The 18,064-nt window shown below is 72.6% G+C and carries 20 protein-coding genes and 4 pseudogenes; 16 read left to right on the top strand and 8 right to left on the bottom strand.

The annotated features are described in order from the left end of the window. The first annotated feature begins 258 nt into the window (after nt 1-258). Nucleotides 259-480: a hypothetical protein gene (locus LJ221_RS01475; protein ID WP_241712995.1), complete on the top strand. Its 222-nt coding sequence runs from the start codon at nt 259-261 to the stop codon at nt 478-480. A 110-nt stretch (nt 481-590) separates the two neighbouring features. Continuing rightward, nucleotides 591-1,577 (top strand): sporulation protein, encoded by a 987-nt coding sequence (locus LJ221_RS01470; RefSeq protein WP_241712993.1) that lies wholly within the window; start codon nt 591-593, stop codon nt 1,575-1,577. Between the two features lie 107 nt (nt 1,578-1,684). Here the strand turns inward: LJ221_RS01470 and LJ221_RS01465 are convergent, their stop codons facing one another. Next, nucleotides 1,685-2,626, bottom strand: coding sequence for a M56 family metallopeptidase (locus LJ221_RS01465; RefSeq protein WP_241712991.1), 942 nt, complete (start codon nt 2,624-2,626; stop codon nt 1,685-1,687). 7 nt (nt 2,627-2,633) lie between these two features. Continuing rightward, nucleotides 2,634-3,029, bottom strand: coding sequence for a BlaI/MecI/CopY family transcriptional regulator (locus tag LJ221_RS01460; RefSeq protein ID WP_241712990.1), 396 nt, complete (start codon nt 3,027-3,029; stop codon nt 2,634-2,636). A 180-nt stretch (nt 3,030-3,209) separates the two neighbouring features. Between LJ221_RS01460 and LJ221_RS01455 the strand changes: the two genes are divergently transcribed. The 3 genes from LJ221_RS01455 to LJ221_RS01445 all read left to right on the top strand — a co-directional run bounded on the left by LJ221_RS01455 (nt 3,210) and on the right by LJ221_RS01445 (nt 4,265). Beyond that, nucleotides 3,210-3,419: a hypothetical protein gene (locus LJ221_RS01455; RefSeq protein ID WP_241712989.1), complete on the top strand. Its 210-nt coding sequence runs from the start codon at nt 3,210-3,212 to the stop codon at nt 3,417-3,419. A gap of 74 nt (nt 3,420-3,493) precedes the next feature. Next, nucleotides 3,494-4,135, top strand: coding sequence for a helix-turn-helix domain-containing protein (locus tag LJ221_RS01450; protein WP_241712988.1), 642 nt, complete (start codon nt 3,494-3,496; stop codon nt 4,133-4,135). Beyond that, nucleotides 4,125-4,265, top strand: a complete 141-nt coding sequence (locus tag LJ221_RS01445) for a DUF6126 family protein (protein WP_241712987.1) — start codon at nt 4,125-4,127, stop codon at nt 4,263-4,265. Before LJ221_RS01450 ends, LJ221_RS01445 begins: the two co-directional genes overlap by 11 nt. Here the strand turns inward: LJ221_RS01445 and LJ221_RS01440 are convergent. Beyond that, complete coding sequence (locus LJ221_RS01440) at nt 4,246-4,731, bottom strand: ABC transporter permease (protein WP_241712986.1); 486 nt, start codon at nt 4,729-4,731, stop codon at nt 4,246-4,248. The two genes, LJ221_RS01445 and LJ221_RS01440, sit on opposite strands and share 20 nt — an antisense overlap. Nucleotide 4,732: 1 nt before the next feature. Beyond that, nucleotides 4,733-4,879, bottom strand: a pseudogene (locus tag LJ221_RS01435) (ATP-binding cassette domain-containing protein); the annotation flags it as partial. A 149-nt stretch (nt 4,880-5,028) separates the two neighbouring features. On the opposite strand from LJ221_RS01435, the gene LJ221_RS01430 reads away from it, so the two are divergent. Together LJ221_RS01430 and LJ221_RS01425 are read left to right on the top strand one after the other, a co-directional pair. Continuing rightward, a complete protein-coding gene (locus tag LJ221_RS01430; protein WP_241712985.1) occupies nt 5,029-5,649 on the top strand; it encodes an L-threonylcarbamoyladenylate synthase in 621 nt (206 codons plus the stop codon). 62 nt (nt 5,650-5,711) lie between these two features. Continuing rightward, entirely contained in the window at nt 5,712-6,680 is a 969-nt protein-coding gene (locus LJ221_RS01425; RefSeq protein ID WP_241712984.1) for a pyridoxal-phosphate dependent enzyme, read from the top strand. A 376-nt stretch (nt 6,681-7,056) separates the two neighbouring features. On the opposite strand, the gene LJ221_RS01420 is transcribed toward LJ221_RS01425, so the two are convergent. The 3 genes and pseudogenes from LJ221_RS01420 to LJ221_RS01405 all read right to left on the bottom strand — a co-directional run bounded on the left by LJ221_RS01420 (nt 7,057) and on the right by LJ221_RS01405 (nt 9,322). Further along, nucleotides 7,057-7,401, bottom strand: coding sequence for an STAS domain-containing protein (locus tag LJ221_RS01420; RefSeq protein ID WP_241712983.1), 345 nt, complete (start codon nt 7,399-7,401; stop codon nt 7,057-7,059). A 167-nt stretch (nt 7,402-7,568) separates the two neighbouring features. Beyond that, nucleotides 7,569-8,207, bottom strand: a pseudogene (locus tag LJ221_RS01415) (arsenic resistance protein); the annotation flags it as partial. A gap of 54 nt (nt 8,208-8,261) precedes the next feature. Continuing rightward, nucleotides 8,262-9,322 (bottom strand): annotated as a pseudogene (locus LJ221_RS01405) (Ppx/GppA family phosphatase). 152 nt (nt 9,323-9,474) lie between these two features. Here LJ221_RS01405 and LJ221_RS01400 point away from each other — a divergent pair. After that, nucleotides 9,475-9,876, top strand: a pseudogene (locus LJ221_RS01400) (ATP-binding protein); the annotation flags it as partial. Nucleotides 9,877-9,914: 38 nt separating this feature from the next. Here LJ221_RS01400 and LJ221_RS01395 read toward each other — a convergent pair. Further along, the gene (locus tag LJ221_RS01395) at nt 9,915-11,552 is read right to left on the bottom strand and encodes an FAD-dependent monooxygenase (RefSeq protein WP_241712980.1); all 1,638 of its coding nucleotides are present in this window, start codon (nt 11,550-11,552) and stop codon (nt 9,915-9,917) included. A 218-nt stretch (nt 11,553-11,770) separates the two neighbouring features. Between LJ221_RS01395 and LJ221_RS01390 the strand changes: the two genes are divergently transcribed. The 8 genes from LJ221_RS01390 to LJ221_RS23575 all read left to right on the top strand — a co-directional run bounded on the left by LJ221_RS01390 (nt 11,771) and on the right by LJ221_RS23575 (nt 18,027). Beyond that, the gene (locus LJ221_RS01390; protein ID WP_241712977.1) at nt 11,771-12,916 is read left to right on the top strand and encodes a SchA/CurD-like domain-containing protein; all 1,146 of its coding nucleotides are present in this window, start codon (nt 11,771-11,773) and stop codon (nt 12,914-12,916) included. 75 nt (nt 12,917-12,991) lie between these two features. Then, nucleotides 12,992-13,408, top strand: coding sequence for a cupin domain-containing protein (locus tag LJ221_RS01385; protein ID WP_241712975.1), 417 nt, complete (start codon nt 12,992-12,994; stop codon nt 13,406-13,408). Further along, nucleotides 13,405-14,673 carry a beta-ketoacyl synthase gene (locus LJ221_RS01380; RefSeq protein ID WP_241712973.1) on the top strand — a complete coding sequence of 423 codons (1,269 nt, stop codon included), beginning with the start codon at nt 13,405-13,407 and terminating at the stop codon, nt 14,671-14,673. The genes LJ221_RS01385 and LJ221_RS01380 overlap by 4 nt, the downstream gene beginning before the upstream one ends. Beyond that, nucleotides 14,670-15,938, top strand: coding sequence for a beta-ketoacyl synthase N-terminal-like domain-containing protein (locus LJ221_RS01375; protein ID WP_241712971.1), 1,269 nt, complete (start codon nt 14,670-14,672; stop codon nt 15,936-15,938). The genes LJ221_RS01380 and LJ221_RS01375 overlap by 4 nt, the downstream gene beginning before the upstream one ends. Further along, nucleotides 15,935-16,204 carry an acyl carrier protein gene (locus tag LJ221_RS01370; RefSeq protein ID WP_241712970.1) on the top strand — a complete coding sequence of 90 codons (270 nt, stop codon included), beginning with the start codon at nt 15,935-15,937 and terminating at the stop codon, nt 16,202-16,204. The genes LJ221_RS01375 and LJ221_RS01370 overlap by 4 nt, the downstream gene beginning before the upstream one ends. A 1-nt stretch (nt 16,205) precedes the next feature. Continuing rightward, nucleotides 16,206-16,685, top strand: coding sequence for an SRPBCC family protein (locus LJ221_RS01365; protein WP_241712968.1), 480 nt, complete (start codon nt 16,206-16,208; stop codon nt 16,683-16,685). 14 nt (nt 16,686-16,699) lie between these two features. Then, nucleotides 16,700-17,044, top strand: coding sequence for a TcmI family type II polyketide cyclase (locus tag LJ221_RS01360; RefSeq protein WP_241712966.1), 345 nt, complete (start codon nt 16,700-16,702; stop codon nt 17,042-17,044). A 233-nt stretch (nt 17,045-17,277) separates the two neighbouring features. Further along, the gene (locus tag LJ221_RS23575) at nt 17,278-18,027 is read left to right on the top strand and encodes a hypothetical protein (protein ID WP_308314693.1); all 750 of its coding nucleotides are present in this window, start codon (nt 17,278-17,280) and stop codon (nt 18,025-18,027) included. The last annotated feature ends 37 nt before the right edge of the window (nt 18,028-18,064 follow it).

The raw sequence follows: 18,064 nt of genomic DNA, 5'->3' as shown, positions 1-18,064 counted from the left end.
CCGCCTCGGCCGCCCCGATGCGCTCGGGCCGGGGGCCGGCGCCCTCTATCCTTCTACAGTCATGTAGAAAAGAAGGAGGTCGTGTGCGTCGCCCACCGCCCGTGAGCGCTCCGCCAGAGCGCGGTGCGACGTTCCACGACCCATGGGACAGGACCGCGGGGCCGACCGGTCAACGCACAGGCAGGCCGCTGTGGTTCCGCACCTGTCGCGGTCCGCTCCCGCTTCTCACTCACACACCGTCAGCCTGGGAGGGCATACGTGGCTTCGATCGACCTGGACAAGGTGCTGGACAAGGCGTGGGCGGACAAGGCCCTGCCGGAGATACTCCAGGCGCCCGTCTCCGCCCTGAAGGGTGTCTCCGACCGTGACGGCGAACTGCTGGAGCAGGCCTTCGGCGTGAAGACCGTGGCCGACCTGGCCGGACTGAAGTACGTCCGCTGGGCTCAGGCCCTGGCCGCACTGGACACCGCCGCCAGGTAACACCCCCTGAGGGCACGCGGCGCCGCGCACGGCACGGTCTCCTTGTCACCCACCACGGCGCCGCGCGCCCTCACACGCACAGACACACACATGCAAAGGAGAACGCCGCGATGGTGTTCAAACGGCTGCTCGGCTCGCTCGGTGTGGGCGGCCCCACGGTGGACACGGTCCTGGACCCCGGTGCGGCTCTGCCGGGTGGACCTCTGTCCGGGCAGGTCCATCTCAGGGGCGGCAGCGCCGACTTCGACATCGAGCACATCACCCTGGAGTTGATCGCCCGTGTCGAGGTCGAGCACGAGGAGGGCGAGTCCGAGGGCGGAATCGTCTTCGAGCGCTTCACCGTGGCCGGTGGTTTCCGACTGGCCGAGGGCGAGGAACGCGCCGTTCCGTTCACCGTGACGCTGCCGTGGGAGACCCCGGTCACCGAGCTGTACGGCCAGCCCTTGGGCGTCGTCCTCGGAGTGCGTACCGAACTGTCCGTGGCCGGCGCCAAGGACAAGGGCGACCTCGACCCGCTGACGGTGCGCCCACTGCCCGCGCAGGAGGCCGTCCTGGAGGCCTTCGGGCGGCTCGGGTTCGGCTTCAGGTCCGCCGACCTGGAGTACGGCCGCATCCACGGCACCGGCCAGACCCTGCCCTTCTACCAGGAGATCGAACTCACCCCCGCTCCGCGGTACGCGCACACGATCAACGAGATCGAGGTGACCTTCCTGGCCCACCCCGGCGGCATGGAGGTGGTACTGGAGGCCGACAAGCGCGGTGGCCTGTTCTCCGGCGGGCACGACGCCCTCACCCGGTTCGCCGTCGGGCACCAGGACGTCCGCGACTGGAACACCGAGGTGGACGGCTGGGTCCGGCAGCTCGTCGAGCACCGTGCCGCGCACACCACGCACAGCGGATACGGCCACGCCGACTCCTACGGCCACCACCACGGCGATCACCATGACGGCCACCGCTCCGGTCCCGGCATGGGGACCGCCATCGCCGCGGGCGCGGCCGGACTCGCGGTCGGCGTCGCCGGCGGGATGATCGCGGCCGAGGTCGTCGACGAGATCGGCGACGCCTTCGAGGACGAGGACGAGGGCGACGAGGGCTGACCGACGCGGTCCGTGTCCGGGCCGCGGTGGTGCGGCCCGGACCCCTCCCGGCGCCAGGGCGCGGGCAGCGGCCAGTGAACTCCGCGGGGTCCGCCGCACGCTGGGTCCTACAGTGGCGTGGCCGCCTTCAGTACGAGGAACAGGGTGATGGCGGAGTTGGCCGACGACAGCGCCGAGACGGTCGTCCCCGCCGCGGCCGTCCAGGCCGCCAGCCCCGCCGTGGTGAACACCGGCGGCCAGCTGCGGACCACCGGAGCCGGCTCCAGCAGGGCGGCCACCCGCCGCGGCACCGGTCCGGCAGCCGCGAAGTGGGCGGTCGCCGCTGCCGGACCGCTGCCGCGGGAGACCAGCGCGGCCTTGCCCACCGCCCGGGCCACCGTCCGCCGACTGCCGACCGCCTCCGCCGCCTCTTCGTCCGCCCACCGTTCCGTCGTGTAGGACACCGCCGTCCGCAGCGGCCGCAGGAAGGGGTTCGCCCGCGCGGCCAGGCGGACCGTCAGCAGGAACCGATGGTGCCCACGGACCAGATGCGCCCGTTCATGCGCGAACAGCGCCCGCCTCTCCCCGCCTTCCAGACACGACAGCATCGCCGTGGACGCCACCACCCGGCCCTTCCGGCCCCGGCCCGTGGGCAGCGCGTACGCGTACGGCTCGCCGTCGGGCAGCACCGCCACCGAGCGCCCACGCGCGCCCGTCAGTGCCCGCACCGCCCGGCGCCGTACCCGGCGATGCACCCACAGCGCCCGCGTGCAGACCACCACGACCGCCAGCAGTGCGGGGATGGCGGCCCGGCCGGCGACCTCGTCATAGGGAACCGCCTCGCGCACCTCCTCGTCCGACCAGCCGTCCGGCAGCGGGTTGCCCGGCAGCTGCGCGGTGCCCACCACCATCAGCAGTGCCAGGCACACCGTGCTGCACACCGCCAGCACGCCGGCCGCCGCCGACAGCAGCACCGTGGCGGTGCGCGGGTGCAGATGCTGCTCGGCCAGGCGCGCGATCGGCCAGACCGTCAGCGGCAGCACCAGCGGCAGGAAGACGAAGACTCCCACAACCGCCTCACTCCCCCAGCTCTTCGGTCCGCTGCAGCAGCTCCCGCAGCAGTCGCTCGTCCCCCGGCGGCAGCGAGGTCACAAAGCTCGCCAGCACCGCGTGACGGTCACTCTCCCCGTCCAGCACCCGCCGCATGCGCAGCGCCGCCAGCCCCGCCTCGTCCGCCGTCGGCGACCACACGAACGAGCGTCCCACCTTCTCCCGCACCACCGCGCCCTTGGCCAGCAGCCGGGTCAGAATGGTGATGACGGTGGTGTACGCCAGGTCGCCGCCGAGCCGTTCCCGTACCCAGGCGGTGTCCACCGGCCCCGGCGCCTGACGCAGCGCCAACAGCACCTGCACCTCCAGCTCACCCTGGCCGCGCCGGCGCGCACGGGCCCGCCCGGTCCTCTCCTGGTCCACCCTGCCGTCTCCTTCCAGCCATGCCCCCGTCGCCCCGGCCGGGTCGGCCGTACATCGTAGGCGAGCGGTGGCCGGATCGGCACTCCGAAGCTTCTACATTGTCGTAGACTCATGGGCCGCCGAAGCACCACTCCCCGCCTGGGCGCGAACCCCTCCCCGGCATCGGGAAGGAAGTACCGGATGTCCGGGATCGGCGAGATCGCCATCATCGCCGTCGCCGTCTTCGGCGCCTGGAAACTTCCCGGACCGGCCCGCTCGCATCCTCAAGAGCGGGGCCAGGGCGATGAGCTCCGGGAGCGCCGCACCGAGGAGGGCCGAGGTGGCGCGACATGCCTTCTGGCACTGAAACCGGGGTGGAAGGGAAGTTTTCTCCTGCACGGCTTTGCCTGAAAGGCAACTAACTTGCCCGTCAGGCATGAACGTGGCTCAATGAGCGTATGGGCCAAAGACCTCCCGATACGGGCATGGACCTGTCAGGTGTCGCGGCCCGCCTGCGCGACCTGCGCAGGCGGGGCGGACTCACCCTGGAGGCCGCGGCCGAGCGGCTCGACCTGTCCCCGGCGCACCTGTCCCGTCTGGAGACCGGACAGCGCCAGCCGTCGCTGCCGCTCCTGCTGTCCCTCGCCCGGACCTACGGCACCACGGTCGCGGACCTGCTGGGCGAGGCTCCTCCTGGCAGGGACCCGGTCATCCGGGCAGGGCAGGTGGAACCGGTCGAGGCCGGCGGCTGGGCCTACCGGCAGGCCGGCGGGTCGCGGCGGGCCATGCAGGCGCTGCGCGTGAGCATCCCCCCGGACGCCCAGGGCGACCTGGTACGGACCCACCCCGGGGAGGAGTGGCTGCACGTCCTCACCGGCCACCTCCGCCTCGTCCTGGGAGGCGACGAGCACCTTCTCGGTCCCGGTGACTCGGCCCACTACGACAGCCTGACCCCTCACCGGATCACCGCCGTCCCTCCGGAGGGAGTCGATCTGCTCTTCGTCCACACACTGCTCCAGAGCCGGATCGGCGATCTGTGTCTGGGCGGGGAACGCTCCGTCCGGCAAGGCGCTCGGCGGCACACCGACTCATCGCGAACTCCGGAAGGTGACACCCATGCCGACTGAAGACACCGGCGTCGAGCGCGGCGACGGTCGTTTCCCCCGCGGGCTCGTCCTCCGCCTGTTCGCCTACATAGTCGCGGGCCATCTCTTCGCGTTCTTCCTCTACCTGCTGTTCACGCTCGGGGGCGAGTAGTCCTCCACGCCCACGCCCCGCTCCCCCGCTGTCCGGCGCCGGACAGCGGGGGAGCCCGTCTCCTCAGGCCCTGGCCCGATAGGCATCCATCGCCAGCGGGTAGAAGACCGCCGCTATCCCCGCCGCCCAGACCAGCGACCACAGCAGCGGCCGGGGCCACCTCACCGCCCAACAGCAGACCGCGGTACGCGTCCGAGAGATGAGTGACCGGGTTGACGTCCGCCCAGGCCTGGGGCCAGCCGGGCATGGTGTCGACGATGACGAAGGCGCTGCTGGTGAAAGTGATGGGGAAGATCAGGGTGAAGCCGAACGCCTGGACCTTCTCCGCGTCGCCCGCCAGCATGCCGATCAGCACCGCGCACCAGGAGACCGCCGCCGCGAAGACGACAAGCAGCAGCGCACCCGCCAGGAAGCCGCCGAAGCCGCCGGTGATGCGGAAACCGAGGGTCAGCCCCAGACCGATCATCAACGGCAGTGGTCTTGCCCGCTCCGTTCGGTCCGAGCAGCCCCAGCACCGTCCCGGTGCGGGCCTCCAGGTCCACACCGTCCAGCGCCCTGGCGCCCTTGAAACGTTTGGCCAGGCCCTCGGCCTGGATCGCGTACGCGCGTGCCATGGGATTCGCCTCCTCGAACCGAGGTCGCGTTCGGGCGCCGCGTTCGGGCGCCGCGTCCGGGCCCCCGTCCCGGGGAGCGGCCCTATGGACAACTGTGACGCACAGCACCGACAACCGCGCCGGTGACCTGATCGCGTAGGGTCGGCGGAATGGCGAGGTATTTCGACGTGCACCCCGACAACCCCCAGCAGCGCACCATCGGCACCGTGGTGGACGGCATCCGGTCCGGCGGACTCGTCGCGTACCCGACGGACTCCTGCTTCGCGCTGGGGTGCCGGCTGGGCAACCGCGACGGCATCGCCCGGATCAGGGCGATCAGAAACCTCGACGACCGCCACCACTTCACTCTGGTGTGCCGGGACTTTGCGCAGATGAGCCGGTTCGTGCGCATCGACAACGACGTGTTCCGCGCGATCAAGGCAGCCACGCCCGGCAGTTACACCTTCATTCTTCCCGCGACGAAGGAGGTGCCGCGCCAGCTGCCGCACCCGAAGAAGAAGACGGTCGGGGTCCGGATCCCCGACCATGTCGTCACCCGGGCCCTGCTCGACGAGCTCGGCGAGCCTCTGCTGTCCAGCACCCTGCTCCTGCCCGGCGAGGAGGAGCCGCTGACGCAGGGCTGGGAGATCAAGGAGCGGCTCGACCACGTGGTCGACGCCGTACTGGACTCGGGCGACTGCGGCACCGAGCCGACCACGGTCGTCGACTTCTCCGGAGACGGGGCGGAGATCGTGCGCCGAGGGGCGGGTGACACCTCGCGGTTCGAGTAACGGCGCCGACGGCCCCCTTCCCCTGCACCCTGTCCCCCGACGCCCATGATGGAGGCATCGACATGACGAGCACACCGCCGGTCACGCTGGAGGATGTCCGCGACGCCGCGGCGCGGATCGAGGGCGTCGCCCACCGCACTCCCGTGCTGCGCTCGCGCACCCTGGACTCCCTCGCCGGCGCGGAGGTCTTCCTCAAGTGCGAGAATCTCCAGCGCGTCGGGGCATTCAAGTTCCGCGGCGCCTACAACGCCGCCTCGCGCCTGTCGCCCGAGCAGCTGGCCCGCGGAATAGCCGCCTACTCCTCGGGCAACCACGCACAGGCCGTCGCCCTGGCCGCGCGGGAGCTGGGCACCACGGCGGTGATCCTGATGCCCGAGGACACCCCTCGCTCCAAGCTGGAGGCCACCGCCGGGTACGGCGCGGAGATCATCACCTACGACCGCTACACCGGTGACCGGGTCGCCCTCGGCGAGGCGCTGGCCGCCGAGCGCGGGCTGACACTGATCCCGCCCTATGAGCATCCGCACATCATCGCCGGACAGGGCACCGCCGCGCTGGAGCTGATCGAGGAGGTGGGCGAACTCGACGCCCTGGTGGCTCCGGTCGGCGGCGGCGGACTGATCGCCGGCAGCGCTACGGCCGTCAAGGGCCTGCTGCCCGGGATCCGGGTGGTCGGCGTCGAGCCGGCGGCCGGGGACGACACCAGTCGGTCGCTGGAGGCGGGAGAACGCGTCTCGATCCCCGTGCCGCGCACCATCGCCGACGGCCTGGCCGCGGAGACGCCCGGGAAACTGACCTTCTCCGTCAACCGTCGGCTGGTCGACGAGATCCTCCTGGTCGACGACGAACGGATCCGCGAAGCGATGCGACTGGCCTTCGAACGGCTGAAAACGGTCGTCGAGCCCAGCGGCGCCGCCGCTCTGGCGGCCGTGCTCGCCGGACACCTGAAGCCCCTCCCGTCCCGTATCGGTGTCATCGTCTCCGGTGGCAACATCGGCGCGCGGCGCTTCGCCGAACTCATCGGGAGCTGATCCGGCCGGAGGTGACGCCCGCCGCGCACGCCCGTCGCCCGCCACCGGTCGGGGCGGTGACGGGCGACGGGCGTCGGGCGTGCGCGGCGGACTCTAGTGGCCGGAGTGATCGTGGTCCCCGCCCTGCGGCGGGCGGAGGGAGGCTCCCGGCACGGCGCCGGAGAACTGTCCGGCCAGGAGAAGGTCTTTCCGGCCGGCACCGCCGACGGCCCAGCGGGTACCGCTTCCGAGGGGCCCGCGGTCGCCGAGGCGGAGGGGTCGGGGACGGCCGGCGGGGCCGCCGGTAGCGCCCGCCGGCAGTCCCGTAAAGATCGGCGGTTCCGCCCGCGCCGGGGGAGGGACGGGGCCGGGGCACATCCGGGCGGGGCACCCGCCGTCACTCCTCGATCACCGCGACCGCGTCCAGGCCGACGCTGTGCAGGGTCCGCCGAACGGAGCGGCCTGCTCCGCGTACGGTCAGCACAGCCGTCCCCGGCCGCTCGGTGGACGCACGGAGCAGGGCGTAGGCGCATGCCAGGTCGAGGTGGTCGAGACCGCCCATCTCCAGCACCACCTCGTGGGCACCGAGCAGTCGCGGGTCGACGAGCCTCTCTTCCAGCTCACCGAGTGCGCCGGCGTCCAGCCGGCCCGGGAAGGCGAGCACGGCGCGGCCGCGCCCGGTCTCGGTGACGGCCAGGGTCGGACGGTGTGCCCGTGCGGCGGGTTGCTGCTCGGGTGCCACGGCGACCTCCTCCATGTGTTCGTCGGCGGTGGCTGCGCGCTTCCATTCGTCCTCTTCCTCCAGCCTCTCACCACTTCCCGGGGTCCTGGCCGCGCCCGGACCGGCGGCCTCGGTCCGGGCGCGGCGGACGCGCGCCGCTCCGGGAACGGGGAGGGGCGCGCCGGGCCTCACACCCCCGTGTCCCGCACGACGGGAGCGGGCTGCCGGGCGCCGAACCTCTTGCGCTGGACGAGGGCGACGTAGACCAGGGCGATGAGGACGGGGACCTCGATGAGGGGGCCGACGACGCCGGCCAGGGCCTGGCCGGAGGTGACGCCGAAGGTGGCGATGGCCACGGCGATGGCCAGTTCGAAGTTGTTGCCGGCGGCGGTGAAGGCCAGGGTGGTGGTGCGCTCGTAGGCCAGGCCGATGGCCTTGCCGAGGGCGAAGGTGCCGAAGAACATGAGTGCGAAGTAGATCAGCAGTGGCAGTGCGATGCGGGCGACGTCCAGCGGCTGGGAGGTGATGGTCTTTCCCTGGAGGGCGAAGAGGATCACGATGGTGAACAGCAGTCCGTACAGGGCCCAGGGGCCGATGCGCGGCAGGAACTTCTGCTCGTAGGCGGTGCGGCCCATCCTCTGTTCGCCGATGCGGCGGGTGAGATAGCCGGCCAGCAGGTCGAGGTAGAACCAGCCCAGCAGGCCGAAGGCCAGGACCTGGAAGACGGAGTTCAGCGCGACCAGGACGGCGGCGGCCTCGCGGTCGCCGCAGGCCAGGTCGTTCCAGATGATGACCATGGCGATGCAGCGGGCGAGACCGACGATGATTGCGAGCCGCCTGTTCCGCGAACCCCGCCGGACACCGCTTCGAAGGGCGTCCGCTCAGCCCTCCCCGACCGCGACGTTCCTGACCACCCGTTCGCCGGACCGGCCGCGGTCGGCAGACGGAGAGCGGGTCAGGGCGCCGACGCCGCGCCGGACGGAATCCGTCCGGCCGATGTCCGCCGGGGCCTCGTGCCACATCGGGGCCTGCTCCCGGATCTGCCTGAGCATGACGCCCTCGCGCAGCCCCTACGGAGAGAGCGTGACGCCCTCTATCTCCATGCACCGCATGGCCGTGTGCGCTATCACGGCCCCGGCCAGGGACTGCCGGGCTCGGGCGGCGGAGATGCCGGGCAGTTCCGCGCGGGCGGCCGCGGGCAGGGCGGCCAGCCGCCGCCTTGAGAGCCCCGCGCTCGGCACGACATGTGACGAAGGGCCCCAGTTTCCCGGGAGGGGCTCCGCACAGGCGGGCCAACTGCTGAAAGGTACGTGAGACGGCCACGGCGGTACGGGGACGCTCCCAGTGGATCCGGACCGCCGCATCCCGCAGTTCATGGCGCACACGGCGTCTCAGTTCCCTGATCGCGCCGGCCGGCGGAGGGTCCGCCTCCCCGAAGTACTCGCGCGTCATCCGCCCCGCCCTCAGCGGAAGGCAGGCCACGAAGCCGGGCGTCGTGTCCCGGCCGAAGGCCACCTCCAGCGAGCCGCCGCCGAGGTCCAGCAGCACCATCGGTCCCGCCTGCCAGCCCATCCACTGCCGGGCCGCCAGGAAGGACAACTCCCCCCCTCCATCACGCCCGACATGACGTACAAGGGCACCCCGGTCCCGCCGTGAACGGCCTCCAGCACCTGGTGACGGTTGGGCGCGTCCCGGATGACCGCGGTGGCAAAGGCAAAAGGCTGCCGCTCCACCCCCAGCGGGCGGACTCCTCCCTCACCTCGGCGACCGCGGCCACCACGGCGTCCACCGCCCGCTCGCCGAGCCGTCCGTCCGGCTCCACGTACTCGGCCAGCCTCAGCCGCCGCTTGGCCGTGTGCACCGGCAGCGGTATATCACCGCCGCAGTCAGCCACCACGAGCCGCACCGTCTTGGACCCCACGTCCACAACCGCCAAACGCATGGAGGGCTCGTGCCCCTCGGCGTCACGCGGCATGCCATCGCCTCCGGACCACGGACGCGGACCGGCCACCTCCCTCCGGTGTCGCGGACGCCGCGCCATGTACCGGCCCACCGGGGGTAGAAGCTCCGCGGTGAGCAGGGAGGTGGAGCGTCGTGTGCGAGTCGTCGCTGCGGGCCGTGGGGTGGGCGCGGTCACTGCCGGTGGCCAGTGGGGTGAAGGCCGCGCGGAAGTGGGCGCGCAGCCACCTGGAATCGCTGGGTTGGACGGAGTCGGCTCCGGAGACGGTGGACGCGGTGCTGCTGACCGTCTCGGAGCTGGTGACCAACGCACACGTGCACACGCACAGCGCCGCCCAGTTGGTGCTGACGTGGGACGACCGCTGCCTGCACGTGAGCGTGCGCGACTCCTCCGCCGACCTCCCCGCGCCCCATCCGCCCAGCGCCGAGCGGATGTCGGGGCGCGGCATGTTCCTCGTCGACGCGCTGTCGGACGAGTGGGAGGCCCGTCCCTGCGCGGGCGGCAAGGCCGCCACCGCCTGCTTCCACCCGCCGGGCCGGCCCGGCGGCCGGGTGGCCGGGTGGCCGGGTGGCCGTCAGTCCAGTGCCAGCACCGATGAGACGGCCCGACACAGCACCTCCTCCGGATCCGGGACCGGCCCGGCCGAACGCCACGCCACGAACCCGTCGGGGCGTACCAGCACCGCGCCGTCCGGCTCCGTCCCGTGGACGCGCGCCCAGTCCGCGCCGTCCTCGGGCAGGAGGTCGGCGTCCGGCCCGGAGCCGATCCGGTACGGCTCCAGTGGTACGGAAAGCTTCTCGGCGACCCGGCCGGCCGCCCCGTACCACCCCGCCGCACCGGCTCCGGTGATCAGGACCAGGGACCGCTCGTACAGGTCCAGGGTCGAGATCCGCTCCCCGGCGCGGCTGAGCCACATATGGGGCGCCCGGCTGCCCGGCTCGCCCGTCAGCCGCAGGTCTCCGGGGACGGGCGGCGCCTCGGGGTCGGCGCCCACGACGGCGCCCCGCGGGTAGCGGTATCCGACGGACACGGCGAGGATGCCACCCTGCGGACCGCGGCCCTCCGCTCCGGGAGCGGGAGTGTAGCCGGGGTGCTTGTGCTCCGCGGAACGCGCCGAGGCGCGGGCGGCGGTGGCCTGCGCGACCGGGCGGCGCTCGGCGTCGTAGGTCTCCAGCAGGCCCGGCCCCGCCCAGCCCCCGAGCACGGCGGCCAGCTTCCAGGCCAGGTTGTGCGCGTCCTGGATACCGGTGTTGGAGCCGAACGCGCCGGTGGGGGACATCTCGTGGGCCGAGTCGCCGGTCAGGAGGACGCGGCCGGCACCGTAGCGCAGGGCCACCCGTTCCGCCGCGTGCCACGGCGCCCTTCCGGTGATCTCCACGTCGATCCCGGACACGCCGACCGCGCGGCGGATGTGCTCGGCGCACCGCTCGTCGGTGAACTCCTCCAGGGTCTCGCCGTTCTCGGGGTGCCAGGGCATGTGGAAGACCCAGTGCTCCCGGTTGTCGACCGGCAGCAGGGCCCCGTCCGCCTCCGGACCGGTCAGGTAGCACATGACGAAGCGCCGGTCGCCCACCACCCCGGCGAGCCCCTGGGAGCGGAAGGTGACGCTCACGTTGTGGAACAGCTCCCCGGGGCCGCTGTGGCCGATGCCGAGATTCTCGCGCACCGGGCTGCGCGGGCCGTCCGCGGCGACGAGGTAGTCGGCACGGATGGTGGTGTGCTCCCCGGTCTCCCTGCTCTTGACCACGGCCGTGACCCCGTCCGGGTCCGGCTCGAACGTCATCAGCTCGGTGGAGAACCGCAGGTCGCCGCCGAGTTCGCGGGCGCGCTCCAGCAGGACCGGCTCCAGGTCGTTCTGGCTGCACAGGCACCAGGCGCTGGGGCTGACGCGGGCGAGCACGCCGCCCGGGTCGATCTCCTGGAAGAGCCACCGGCCCTCGTCCCCGGTCAGCGAGGGGGTCTGGAGGATCCCGTGGTTGCCGGACAGGACGGACGCCGCCTCCTTGATCCCCGGCTCGACGCCCGCCACCCGGAACAGTTCCATCGTCCGCACGTTGTTGCCGCGCCCCCGTGGGTGGGTCGAGGTCCCCGCGTGCCGTTCGACCAGGGTGTGCCGCACGCCGAGGCGGCCGAGGAACAGCGAGGCGGACAGGCCCACCAGGGAGCCGCCGACGACGAGAACGGGGGTCCTGTGATCGGCTTCTTCGTTCATCTCTTTCCTCCAGCACATTGGTTTCACCGGGACGCGCGCACGCACGCCCGAGACACTTATGAATGCCACCAGAGTGTCTCTTTCGCTCGCTCTTCACCCGGTTGATTCTGACGGTTTGCGCGTCCGGAAAGAGCGTCACATGATCAGTTGTCATGAAGACTGACGCCGAGTCAACGTCCTCGGTGGTCCATCCATTCGCCAACGGAAAGGTTCACAGGATGACGGTCTCGGGTCGCGAGCCCCAGGTGTCGGGCCGTGTCTCCCAGTCGGTGTTCGACGGCTCCCGGCTCCGGGCCGTCCTGCTGGTGGACCTTCAGGAGGGAGCCCAGCAGCGCTTCCTCGACGCCTACGAGCGCATGTGCGCCCAGGTGGCCTCCGTGCCCGGCCACATCAGCGACCAGCTCTGCCAGTCCATCGAGGACCCGTCCCAGTGGCTCATCACCAGCGAGTGGGAGAGCGCGCCCCCCTTCCTCGCCTGGGTGAACAGCGAGGAGCACCTGGAGACGGTCAGGCCACTGCGCACCTGCGTCCGCACCATGCGGCCGCTGCGTTTCGGCATCCTCAGGGAGACCCGCGGCGGCGGACGCGCCACGACAGCTCCGGGCGGGTACCGGTCACGGCCGCCCGTCCGCCTGGGCGACGGCACGGTGCACCACGCCCTGACCTACACCGTCCGGCCCGGCAGCGAGTCCAAGGTCGCGGAGATCCTGTCCGGCTTCGCTCCGCCCGAGCCCGGAGTGGACGAAGCAACCCGGCTGCTGCGCACCTCGGTGTTCGTGCACGGCAACCGGGTTGTGCAGATCGTCGAGGTGCGAGGCGACCTGTCGGCCGCGCTCGGGCACGCCATCGGCCGGCCCGAGGTCCGTGCGGTCGAGGAGGCCCTCGCCTCCCACCTGGAACGGGAACGGGACCTCGGCGACCCGCAGTCCGCACGGATCTTCCTCACCCGCGCGGCGATGCCCGCCGTGCACCGAACCGCCTCCGGCGGGCCGGGGTCGTCCGGGGCTCGGCGGCACGCCCTGTACTACCCGGCCCGGGGAGGCCGCGGCACGGACCTGGCACGGCTGATCGCCCGGGACGAGGAGAGGGCCGCGAACAGCCCGCACGACCCGGTCCGCGCCGTCACCGTCTTCCAGCGCGACGACATCGTCGTACGAATGGTCGAGGTGGAGGCCGAACCGGACTCTGTTCCCGCCCGGGTTCTCGGCCTCGGTGAACCAGGCGCCCTCACCGAGGCCGCCGGCCTGCTCGACCTCGAGGCACTCGGCCTCGAAGAGACTCCGGCGGACGAACGCGGCCTTCTGCGTCTACTGGCGCACACCGGCATGCGTCTCCTCACCGACCGCAGAGCACCGTACTCCTGATCCCGCCGACCGCGGCGTCGGCCGGTCCCGCACGCACACCGCCCGTCCCTCCCCACCCCCACGGAGCGAACGACCATGACCCAGCAGCCCCCACGCATCGTCGGCCTGTCCGAGACCGCGCCCAACCGCAGGCGCGGAGGCGACCTGCGCGCCATGCTCACCCCCACCACCGTCGGCTCCACCAGCGGCTTCATGGGCCTGGCCATCGTGGAGCCCGGCGACCGCATCGGCGAGCACTACCACCCGTACTCCGAGGAGTTCGTGTACGTCGTCAGCGGCCGCCTCGAGGTGGACCTGGACGGGGATCCCCACCCCCTCGCCCCCGACCAGGGGCTGATGATCCCCGCGTACATGCGGCACCGGTTCCGCAACGTCGGCGACACCGAGGCCCGCCTCGTCTTCCATCTGGGGCCGCTGGCCCCCAGGCCGGAACTCGGGCACGTCGACACCGAGGAGACCCCGGACGCCCAGCCGGCCGGAGTGTCCTCGTGACGCGACGCGTGGCCGTCACCGGGCTGGGCGTGGTGGCACCGGGCGGGATCGGCGTCGAGGCCTTCTGGGACCTCCTGGCGAACGGCCGCACCGCGACCCGGGGCATCACTCTCTTCGACCCCGCCGGCCTGCGCTCACGGATCGCCGCGGAGTGCGACTTCGATCCACGGGCGCACGGCCTGACGGTGGAGCAGACCGAACGCTGCGACCGCTACGTACAGTTCGCGCTGGTCGCCGCGGCCGAGGCGGTCGGCGACGCCGGCCTGGAGACGGAGCGCGAGAACCCCTGGCGCATGGGTGTCAGTCTGGGCACCGCGGTCGGCGGCACCACCCGTCTGGAGCACGACTACGTCCTGGTCAGCGAGCGGGGTTCCCGCTGGGACGTCGACCACCGGCAGGCCGGTGCGCACCTGCACCGCGCGTTCTCGCCCAGCACGCTCGCCTCGGCGGTCGCCGAGGAGTTCGGCGCCCGCGGCCCGGTGCAGACCGTCTCCACCGGCTGCACCTCCGGACTGGACGCCCTCGGCTACGCCTTCCACGCCATCGAGGAGGGCCGCATGGACGTCTGTCTCGCCGGCGCGGCCGACTCCCCCATCTCACCGATCAGCATGGCCTGTTTCGACGCCATCAAGGCCACCTCCCCCAACAACGACGACCCCGCGCACGCGTCCCGGCCGTTCGACGCCGACCGCGACGGCTTCGTCATGGGAGAGGGCGGCGCGGTGCTGGTCCTGGAGGAACTGGAGCACGCCCGGGCCCGCGGCGCCCGCTTGTACTGCGAGATCACCGGCTACGCCACCTACGGCAACGCCTACCACATGACCGGTCTGACCAGCGAGGGCCTGGAGATGACGCGGGCGATCGACACCGCCCTGGACCACGCACGCCTGAACGGCTCGGACATCGACTACGTCAACGCGCACGGCTCGGGCACCCGGCAGAACGACCGCCACGAGACCTCGGCGGTCAAGCGCTCCCTAGGCGCCCACGCCTACGACACGCCCATGAGCTCGATCAAGTCCATGATGGGCCACTCGCTGGGCGCCATCGGCTCCATCGAGGTCGCCGCCTGCGTCCAGGCCCTGGACCGCCAGGTGGTGCCGCCCACCGCGAACTACGAGACCCCGGACCCCGAGTGCGACCTGGACTACGTGCCGCGCGCGGCACGTGAGCGGAGGCTGCGGAACGTGCTGTCGGTCGGCAGCGGCTTCGGCGGCTTCCAGTCCGCGGTGGTGTTGAGCGGGCCGGGCAGGAGGACATCATGAACCCGTCAGGCGCCCGGCGCGCGGTCGTCACCGGCATCGGAGTCGTGTCACCGGGTGGGATCGGCGCGGATGCCTTCTGGAAGTCGGCCGCGGAGGGCCACAGCCTTCTGGACCGGGTCTCCCGGGAGGGCTGCGGCCATCTGCCGCTGAAGGTCGCGGGCGAGGTCCGCGGCTTCGACCCGGCGGCCGTGATCGAGGGCAGCCACCTCGTCCAGACCGACCGGTTCACCCACTTCGCCATGGCCGCCACCACGCTCGCCCTGGAGGACGCCCGGTTCGGCCGGGCCGATGTCGGCTCACCCTACTCGGTGGGAGTGGTCACCGCCGCGGGCTCCGGCGGTGGTGAGTTCGGGCAGCGCGAGCTGCAGATACTGTGGGGGCGGGGCTCGCGCCACGTCGGCCCGTACCAGTCCATCGCCTGGTTCTACGCGGCCAGCACCGGCCAGATCTCCATCCGCGGCGGCTTCAAGGGTCCCTGCGGCGTGGTGGCCGCCGACGAGTCGGGCGGTCTGGACGCCCTGGCGCACGCCGCCCGCGCCGTGGCGCGCGGCGCCGACACCGTCGTCGCCGGGGCGGCCGAGGCGCCGCTGGCCCCGTACTCGATGGTCTGCCAGCTGGGCTATCCCGAGCTCAGCACCGAGGAGGATCCAGGGCGCGCCTACCGCCCCTTCACCGCCGACGCACGCGGCTTCGTGCCCGCCGAGGGCGGGGCGATGCTCGTACTGGAGGAGGAGGGCACGGCCCTCGACCGCGGGGCCGAGCCCCGGGCCGTGGTGGCCGGCCACGCCGCCACCTTCACCGGGGCGTCCCGCTGGGAGTGCTCCCGGGAGGGGCTGGCCCGGGCGATCAGTGCCGCGCTGGCGGAGGCGGGCTGCGCGCCCGAGGAGGTCGACGTCGTGTTCGCCGACGCCCTCGGCACGGCCGAGGCCGACCGGGCCGAGGCCCTGGCGATCACCGACGCCCTGGGCCCGCACGGCCGGCGCGTGCCCGTCACCGCACCGAAGTCGGGGACCGGACGTGCCTACTGCGGGGCGCCGGTGCTGGACGCCGCGGCGGCCGTGCTCGCCATGGAGCACGGCCTGGTGCCCCCCACCCCCAACATCTTCGACGTCTGCCATGACCTGGATCTGGTGGCCGGCCGGGCTCGCTCCGCGGAGTTGCTCACCGCCCTGGTCCTCAGCCGGGGGCTCATGGGATCGAACGCGGCGCTCGTGCTACGGCGTGGCGCCGGACACCCCACCGACCGAAGGAGTGCATCCGCATGACCGACCAGATGACGGGTCAGGTGACCGTCGAGGAACTGGCCGCACTGATGAAGCAGACGGCGGGCGTCGCCGTGGACCCCGGTGACCTGCGGCAGCGGGCCGACTCCGGTTTCGACGCCTTCGGCCTCGACTCGCTCGGGCTGCTGGGCGTCGTGGGCGAGCTGGAGAAGCGCTACGACCGGGACATGCCGGAACGGGCCGAGCAGTGCAGGACCCCCCGCGAGTTCCTCGGCTTCGTCAACGGCGTCCTCACCGTGGAGGCGTGAGATGGCAGGGCACACCGAGAACGAGATTGTCATCGCCGCACCCCTGGACCTCGTCTGGGAGATGACCAACGACATCGAGAACTGGCCGCGGCTGTTCAGCGAGTACGCGTCCGTCGAGGTCCTCTCCCGCGACGGCGACACCACCACTTTCCGCCTGACCATGCACCCGGACGAGAACGGCACGGTGTGGAGCTGGGTGTCACAGCGGACCGCCGACCGCGACGCCCTCACCGTGCGGGCCCACCGCGTGGAGACGGGCCCCTTCCGGTACATGGACATCCGCTGGGAGTACACGCAACTCCCCGAGGGCGTGCGCATGCGGTGGACGCAGGACTTCGCGATGAAGCCCGACGCGCCGGTCGACGACACGTGGATGACGCAGAACATCAACCGCAACTCCCGTGTCCAGATGGCTCTCATCCGGGACCGGATCGAGCAGCGCGCCCGGCAGGCCGGCAGGCCCGCGGCGATGGCCGAGTGAGAAGGGATCCTTCAGTGCACCACACCCTGATCGTCGCCCGGATGGGACCGGGGACGGCTCCGGACATCGCTGAGGTGTTCGCCGAATCCGACCGCGGTGAACTGCCGCAGCTGGTGGGCGTCGCCCGGCGCAGCCTCTTCCAGTTCGGCGACGTGTACATGCACCTCATCGAGAGCGAGCGGGACCCCGGACCGGCCATCGCCCGGGCCATGGACCATCCGGAGTTCCGCGCCGTCAGCGACCGGCTGACGGCGTACGTCCGGCCGTACGCCCCCCAGACCTGGCGTGGTCCGAATGACGCCATGGCGCGGTGCTTCTACCGCTGGGAGCGCGACGGCGCGGTGTCCACGCCGCGCTGACGGGCCGGCCGGTGTCCGCACACCCTCGAGAACGCCGTCCCCGGAAGACGGGCCGACCCGCGCCGCCGGGGCGTGACGGCCTGATGCCGCCGCCCGTTGCGGGCCGGCCGGGGGCGGTGACGTACGCGGCGGAGGCCGGCTCGTCCGCCGGCCTCCGCCGCGTACCGTCTCATGCGGATACTGGTCGTACGGGTCCCCGTCGCCGGAGGGGGCCGTGACCGGAAGGGGAAGCGATGTCGCGGCGGGCGGCGCCCGGGGCGCTCACCCCCGCTCAGCGGCGGGCGGTCCTGGCGTCCGATCCCATGACGGGAGAGGTGGCCGGGAGCCCTGCGACGGGCGCCGCCCTGCGGGGCAGGGGCCTGGCGGTGGCGTACGGCCGGGCGGGCAGGTACTACCTGACCGAGGCGGGGCGGAGGCTGCGCGAGGAACTGCGCGAGAAGTCACGCGGGGGGCCTTGCGAGGAGCCGTCCCCGGCGCCCGTTCCGGCCGGGCGGAGCGGGGCCGCAGGGCCCGCGGGGTCCACGGGGTCCGGCGCGTTCACCGCGGCGACCGGCGACGGGCCGCCGTCGCGGGAGGATCCCGGGCAGCGCACCGCCGCGGTGGCCCGCGCCTGGGCCGGTGTGCTGGAGATACGCCGCGTCACGGACGGCCGCGCCGGGCCCGGTCCGGGCGCCCCGGCGCCCTGGGAGCGGACGCGGGCGGTCTGGGCGGTCTCCCTCGCCCTGGAGGCCGCGGGCGTACCTCCGTCGGCGGTGGACGGAAGCGGGCGCCGGACTCGGGCGGGATACAGGGTGCTCGACTCCGATGAGCCGGGCTCGGCCCGTGTGGAGTGGCGGGGCCCCGCCGCCTCCGCCGGGCGCGACCACGCCGAGCGGGAGCTGAGGAGATGCGCGGAACACCTGGCCGGGCGCGGCTGGGAGGCGCTGCTGTACTGGGGGGCTCGCCGTGCCCCTTTCCTTCTGGTCACACCCGGTACGCCGTGAGCCGTCATCCTTCCGGTACGGATCGTCCGGTGACCGG

It is taken from the genome of Streptomyces sp. CNQ085 (assembly GCF_022614595.1).
GTDB lineage: Bacteria > Actinomycetota > Actinomycetes > Streptomycetales > Streptomycetaceae > Streptomyces.
This window is presented reverse-complemented; position numbering and strand designations above follow the sequence as displayed.

Bases quoted from the DNA above. Each gene is read 5' to 3' on its own strand.
- LJ221_RS01470 (WP_241712993.1), top strand. From the start codon at position 591: ATGGTGTTCAAACGGCTGCTCGGCTCGCTCGGTGTGGGCGGCCCCACG.
- LJ221_RS01455 (WP_241712989.1), top strand. From the start codon at position 3,210: ATGTCCGGGATCGGCGAGATCGCCATCATCGCCGTCGCCGTCTTCGGC.
- LJ221_RS01450 (WP_241712988.1), top strand. From the start codon at position 3,494: ATGGACCTGTCAGGTGTCGCGGCCCGCCTGCGCGACCTGCGCAGGCGG.
- LJ221_RS01445 (WP_241712987.1), top strand. From the start codon at position 4,125: ATGCCGACTGAAGACACCGGCGTCGAGCGCGGCGACGGTCGTTTCCCC.
- LJ221_RS01440 (WP_241712986.1), bottom strand. From the start codon at position 4,731: ATGATCGGTCTGGGGCTGACCCTCGGTTTCCGCATCACCGGCGGCTTC.
- LJ221_RS01430 (WP_241712985.1), top strand. From the start codon at position 5,029: ATGGCGAGGTATTTCGACGTGCACCCCGACAACCCCCAGCAGCGCACC.
- LJ221_RS01425 (WP_241712984.1), top strand. From the start codon at position 5,712: ATGACGAGCACACCGCCGGTCACGCTGGAGGATGTCCGCGACGCCGCG.
- LJ221_RS01395 (WP_241712980.1), bottom strand. From the start codon at position 11,552: ATGAACGAAGAAGCCGATCACAGGACCCCCGTTCTCGTCGTCGGCGGC.
- LJ221_RS01390 (WP_241712977.1), top strand. From the start codon at position 11,771: ATGACGGTCTCGGGTCGCGAGCCCCAGGTGTCGGGCCGTGTCTCCCAG.
- LJ221_RS01385 (WP_241712975.1), top strand. From the start codon at position 12,992: ATGACCCAGCAGCCCCCACGCATCGTCGGCCTGTCCGAGACCGCGCCC.
- LJ221_RS01375 (WP_241712971.1), top strand. From the start codon at position 14,670: ATGAACCCGTCAGGCGCCCGGCGCGCGGTCGTCACCGGCATCGGAGTC.
- LJ221_RS01370 (WP_241712970.1), top strand. From the start codon at position 15,935: ATGACCGACCAGATGACGGGTCAGGTGACCGTCGAGGAACTGGCCGCA.
- LJ221_RS01365 (WP_241712968.1), top strand. From the start codon at position 16,206: ATGGCAGGGCACACCGAGAACGAGATTGTCATCGCCGCACCCCTGGAC.
- LJ221_RS23575 (WP_308314693.1), top strand. From the start codon at position 17,278: ATGTCGCGGCGGGCGGCGCCCGGGGCGCTCACCCCCGCTCAGCGGCGG.